Raw genomic sequence first — 4,975 nt, 5'->3', positions numbered from 1 at the left:
CGGCGCGGCGCACGACGCGGTCGCCGAGGCGACGCGCGCGGCTGCCTCCACCGGCCGGCCACTGCGCGAGGTGCTGGCCGGCCGGGGGGACCTCGACGTCGACGCCCTGCTGGCCGCCGCCCCCGACGCCGGCGAGGCGGGCGCCCAGGTGGACGCCGCCCTCGCCGACCACCACCGCCTGACCGAGGGGAACCAGTGAGCGCGATCGCCGTCTCGTACACCGTGGACGGGGCCGCGGACGCGCCCGTCGTCGTCCTCTCCAGCTCCCTCGGCGCGAGCCGCGGCATGTGGGACCCGCAGGTGCCGGCGCTCGCCGAGCGGTACCGCGTGGTCACCTACGACACCCGCGGGCACGGGGAGTCGCCGGCGCCGGCCGGGCCCTACTCCCTGGACGACCTGGTCGACGACCTGCTCGCCCTGCTCGACGAGGTGGGTGCCGAGCGTGCGCACGTCGCGGGGCTGTCGCTGGGGGGGATGACGGCGATCCGGTTGGCCGCCCGCGAGCCCGGTCGGGTCGACCGGCTGGCTCTCCTGTGCACGTCGGTGAAGCCCGATCCGCAGCCTTTCCTGGACCGGGCCGCCGCCGTGCGTTCCGGCGGCACGGCACCCCTGGCACCCACCGTGGCCAGCCGCTGGGTCACCCCGCCGTTCGCCGCGGAGCACCCGGACCTGGTCGCCCGGCTGGAGGCGATGATCGCCGGATCCGACGACGAGGGCTACGCCGCCTGCTGCGAGGTCGTGGCCGCGGTCGACCTCCGCGAGGACCTCGGCCGGATCACCGCGCCGACGCTGGTCGTCTCCGGGGCCGAGGATCCGGCGCTCCCTCCACCGCACCAGCAGGCCATCGCCGACGGGATCCCCGGCGCCGAGCTGCTCACCGTGAGCCCGGGTGCGCACCTGGCCAACCTGGAACGCACGCTCGAGGTCACCGGCGCCCTGCTCGGCCACTTCGACGCGGCAGGACCCGGCCGGACCGGTGCAGCTGCGGGAGGCACCCGATGACCACGGACGACGAGCGCCGCGAGGCAGGGATGCGCACGCGGCGGGAGGTGCTGGGGGACGCGTGGGTCGACCGCGCCGTCGCGAACACGACCCCGTTCACCGCGGACTTCCAGGACTTCATCACCCGTACCGCGTGGGGTGACGTGTGGCAGCGGCCGGGACTCGCCCGTCGCGACCGCAGCCTGATGACGCTGTCGATCACCATCGCGCTGCGGCACTGGGAGGAGTTCGCCCTCCACGTCCGGGCGGCCAAGAACAACGGCCTCTCCGACGAGGAGATCGCCGAGGTCATCCAGCACGCCGCGATCTACGCCGGCGTCCCGGCCGCCAACCACGCCTTCAAGGTGGCCGTACCGATCCTCGAGGAGCTGCGGGACACCTCCACCTGAGGGCGCTCAGTCGAGAACGACCCGCACCGGGATGCTCTCCCAGGCCCGCAGCGTGTTGTTGTGGTGCCGCACCGTCGGCCCGTCGAGCTCGATCCTGGCGACCCGGCGGGCCAGGGCGGTCACCAGGGTCTCGGCCTCGAGCCGGGCGACGTGCTGGCCGGCGCACTGGTGGATGCCCATGCCGAAACCGACGTGCCCCGACGGGTCGCGGGACAGGTCGAAGACGTCCGGGTCGTCCCAGCGCCGCGGGTCGCGGTTGGCCGCTGCCAGGAACATGAGGATCTTGTGGCCGTCGGGGATGACCGCGTCGCCCACCCGGACGTCGGTGGTCGCCGTCCGGAAGAAGGTCTGCACCGGCGACTCCCAGCGCACCGCCTCGTCGAAGGCGACGCGCGCCAGCGACGGGTCCTGCCGCACCCGCTGCCACTGCTCGGGGTGGGTCGCGAAGGCGTAGAGGACGGCGGAGATCCCGTGCACCGTCGTGTCGACGCCGGCCGTGAGCAGGGAGCGGACGACGAGCGGCGCCTGCTCCGGCGTGATGTCGCCGCGGTCGGACGCCGCCCAGATGTCCGCGCCGAACCCGGTCGGGGCGAGGACGTCCCGCTGGCACTGCGCGTTCACCCACGCCGAGAGCTCCGCCACCCGCGGGGCACCCTTGGCGACCAGGTCGTTGTCCGGCCCGAAGGCGTTGAAGGCGTGGTCGCCGTACGGGAGCAGGTTCTCCCGTCCGGGCTGGGGGATGCCGACCGCGTCGGGGAAGACGCGCAGCGGGAACACCGATGCCAGCGACTCCACGGCGTCGAAGCTCGTGCCGCGGGCGAGCACCTCGTCCACCAGGGCCTCGGCGTCGGCCGCCCACCCCTCGCGCAGGCGCCGCAGCGCCCTCGGGCCGAGGACCTTCTGGAGCACCCGCCGGGGGGCGTCGTGCTTCGGCGGGTCCGCCTCGAGCAGCAGGCTCGGCGGCCGCCACGGCTTCTCGTAGCGGAAGTTCGACATGCCCACGCCGGCGGCGGACTGGAAGCCCTGCCAGTCGACCAGGGCCGCGTAGACCTCGTCGTAGCGGGCGAACGCGTAGAGGTCGTACCGGCTCAGGTGGACGACCGGTCCTGCCTCGCGCAGCTCGGTGTGCATCGGGAGCGGGTCCTCGAGCACCTCGTGGCTGAAGGGGTCGACGTCGCTCGTCGGCAGCGAGGTGGCGGACGGGGCGGTGGTGGTCACGGGATCCTCCGGGATGCCGGGTGGGGAGAGGGGGAGGGCTCAGCGGTGGAGCACTCAGAGATGGAGGACTCAGAGGTCGAGGACGAGGCGCTCGTCGCGGGACCGTGAGACGCAGATGTACATGCAGTCGTTCTTCTCGCGCTCGTCGTCGTCGAGCAGGGCGTCCCGGTGGTCCGGGCGACCCGCGAGCACGGTGGTCTCGCAGGTGCCGCAGACGCCACGGCGGCAGGAGGACAGCACCTCGACGCCGATCTCGTTCAGCGCTTCGAGCACCGTCACGTCGGGGGTCACCGTCACCGTCCTCCCGGAGCGGGCCAGCTCGACCTCGAACGGCGCCGTCCGCGCGGGCGCTCCGGCCTCCTCGGCCACGAACCGCTCGGTGCGAAGGGTGTGCGGTGGCCGGGGAGCGCAGGTCCGCTCGACGGCGGACAGTAGGGGACCTGGCCCGCAGGCGTAGACCCGGACGCCGTCCCTCGGCTCGCCCAGGAAGCCGGGGAGGTCCAGGAGGCCGTACTCGTCCTGGGGCCGGACGAGGACGCGGTCGCCGTAGCGCTCCAGCTCGGTGAGGAAGGCCATCGAGGCCCGGCGCCGGCCGCCGTAGAGCAGCCGCCAGTGCGCGCCGAGCATCTCGGCCTGGTGCACCATCGGCAGGATCGGGGTGATGCCGATGCCGCCGGCGACGAAGAGGTACTGCTCGGACGGCACGAGCGGGAAGTTGTTGCGCGGGCCGCCCACGCCGACGAGGTCGCCGGGCTGCAGGTGGTCGTGGACGTAGGTGGAGCCTCCGCGGCTCTCCAGCTCCAGCAGCACGCCGACCCGGTAGGTGAAGGGGTCCCACCGGTCCCCGCACAGCGAGTACTGACGGGTCAGGCCGTTCGGCAGGACGAGGTCGATGTGCGACCCGGGTGTCCAGTCCCGCAGCCGTCCGCCGGACGGCGCGGCCAGCTCGAGCGTCAGCACACCCTCGGCCTGCACGTCCTTCGACGTCACCCGCAGCGTCGCGACGTCGGCGCCCACGGGCGCGGGGGCGGGGGAGGTCGTGGTCATGGGGACACGGTGACCCGTCGGGGTGTGACGCGGGAAACAGTCTCTCAATGGATGGGAGTCGGTGCCACACTCGAGGCATGCCACGCGTCGCGACGGGGGAGTCCTCGCTGGCCCGCGCCGTCCGCATCCTGGAGTCCTTCACGCTCGACGAGCCGGCGCTCACCGTCACCGAGGTCGCGCGGCGGGCCGGCCTGCACCTGGCCACGGCCTCGCGCCTCGTCGGCCAGCTCGTCGACCACGGACTGCTCAGCCGGGGCCCGGACCGCGAGGTCCGCATCGGGTTCCGGATGTGGGAACTGGCGTCGCGCGCCGCGCCCACCCGCTCGTTGCGGGACGCCGCCATGCCCTACCTCGAGGACCTGCACGCCGTGGTCGGCCACCACGTCCAGCTCGCCGTCCTGCACGGGGACGAGGTGATCTTCCTCGAACGGCTCTCCGCCCGGGACGCGGTCGTCAACTACTCGCAGATCGCCGGCCGGCTGCCGCTGCACATCTCCTCGTCCGGGGTGGTCCTCATGGCCTACGGACCCCGCGAACTGCAGGACCGCGTGCTCGCCCGGCCGCTGGAGAGCTGGACCCCGGAGACGATCACCACGCCGGACCGGCTCCGCGCCACCCTGGAACAGGTACGCCGCCGCGGGTACGCGCTGCTGGCCGGCCACGTCCATCCGGACGCGACGGGGATCGCCGTCCCGGTCCGGAACGGGCTCGGTGAGGTGGTGGCCGCCCTGTCGGCGATCGTCCCGAACGATGTCCGCGCCGTGTCCGCGGTGCCGGCGCTGCTGGCCGCCGCCCGGGGGATAGGGCGGTCGCTGGGCTGACCGGCCGCTCCCTCCCTAGGCTCGCCGTCGTGACCGACCCTGCTGAGGCGCCTGCCGTCGTCAAGGACGAGCTGCGCGACTTCCTCCTGTCCCGCCGTCGGGCCCGCCCAGCGGCGGAGCGCGCCGCGGTCGCCGAGGCGGTCGCCTCGGCCCTGCTCTCCGGGCTCGAGGGTGTCCGCACGCTGGCCGCGTTCGTCCCGGACTCCGATGAACCGGGGACCGGCCGGCTGCCCGCCGCCTACACCGAACTGGGAGCGCGGATCCTGCTGCCGGTCATCCCTCCGACGGGGCGGACCCTCGACTGGGCCACCTACACCGGCGAACTGGAAACCGGCCGGTTCGGTCTGCAGCATCCCGTCGGTCCGCGGCAGGGTCCGACCGCGATCGCCGACGCCGACGCCGTCGTCGTCCCGGCCCTGGCGGTGGACCATTTCGGCTTCCGCCTGGGCCGTGGAGGCGGCTACTACGACCGCGCGCTGGTCCACGCCCGGCCCGACG

The 4,975-nt window shown here is 74.0% G+C and carries 6 protein-coding genes and 1 pseudogene; 5 read left to right on the top strand and 2 right to left on the bottom strand.

The window, feature by feature from the left end; all coding sequences use genetic code 11:
- The 3 genes and pseudogenes from E4P40_RS28395 to pcaC form a co-directional block, all read left to right on the top strand.
- Positions 1-199 (top strand): annotated as a pseudogene (locus E4P40_RS28395) (3-carboxy-cis,cis-muconate cycloisomerase); the annotation flags it as partial.
- Positions 196-1,002, top strand: a complete 807-nt coding sequence (gene pcaD / locus E4P40_RS26290) for a 3-oxoadipate enol-lactonase (protein WP_135161261.1) — start codon at positions 196-198, stop codon at positions 1,000-1,002. The pseudogene E4P40_RS28395 and the gene pcaD, both read left to right, overlap by 4 nt.
- Positions 999-1,391, top strand: a complete 393-nt coding sequence (pcaC, locus tag E4P40_RS26285; protein ID WP_135161260.1) for a 4-carboxymuconolactone decarboxylase — start codon at positions 999-1,001, stop codon at positions 1,389-1,391. The genes pcaD and pcaC overlap by 4 nt, the downstream gene beginning before the upstream one ends.
- A gap of 6 nt (positions 1,392-1,397) precedes the next feature.
- Here pcaC and E4P40_RS26280 read toward each other — a convergent pair whose 3' ends face one another.
- Positions 1,398-2,609 carry a cytochrome P450 gene (locus E4P40_RS26280; protein ID WP_135161259.1) on the bottom strand — a complete coding sequence of 404 codons (1,212 nt, stop codon included), beginning with the start codon at positions 2,607-2,609 and terminating at the stop codon, positions 1,398-1,400.
- A gap of 69 nt (positions 2,610-2,678) precedes the next feature.
- Complete coding sequence (locus E4P40_RS26275; RefSeq protein WP_135161258.1) at positions 2,679-3,656, bottom strand: PDR/VanB family oxidoreductase; 978 nt, start codon at positions 3,654-3,656, stop codon at positions 2,679-2,681.
- A gap of 77 nt (positions 3,657-3,733) precedes the next feature.
- Between E4P40_RS26275 and E4P40_RS26270 the strand changes: the two genes are divergently transcribed.
- Both E4P40_RS26270 and E4P40_RS26265 read left to right on the top strand, forming a co-directional pair.
- A complete protein-coding gene (locus E4P40_RS26270) occupies positions 3,734-4,477 on the top strand; it encodes an IclR family transcriptional regulator (protein ID WP_135161257.1) in 744 nt (247 codons plus the stop codon).
- Positions 4,478-4,506: 29 nt separating this feature from the next.
- Positions 4,507-4,975, top strand: a 469-nt coding sequence (locus E4P40_RS26265; protein WP_135161256.1) for a 5-formyltetrahydrofolate cyclo-ligase, incomplete at its 3' end; no start/stop codon positions are given.

Source organism: Blastococcus sp. CT_GayMR20 (assembly GCF_004570345.1).
This window is presented reverse-complemented; position numbering and strand designations above follow the sequence as displayed.

Excerpts from the sequence above, each read along its gene's own strand:
- pcaC (WP_135161260.1), top strand. The coding sequence starts at position 999 with ATGACCACGGACGACGAGCGCCGCGAGGCAGGGATGCGCACGCGGCGG.
- E4P40_RS26275 (WP_135161258.1), bottom strand. The coding sequence starts at position 3,656 with ATGACCACGACCTCCCCCGCCCCCGCGCCCGTGGGCGCCGACGTCGCG.
- E4P40_RS26270 (WP_135161257.1), top strand. The coding sequence starts at position 3,734 with ATGCCACGCGTCGCGACGGGGGAGTCCTCGCTGGCCCGCGCCGTCCGC.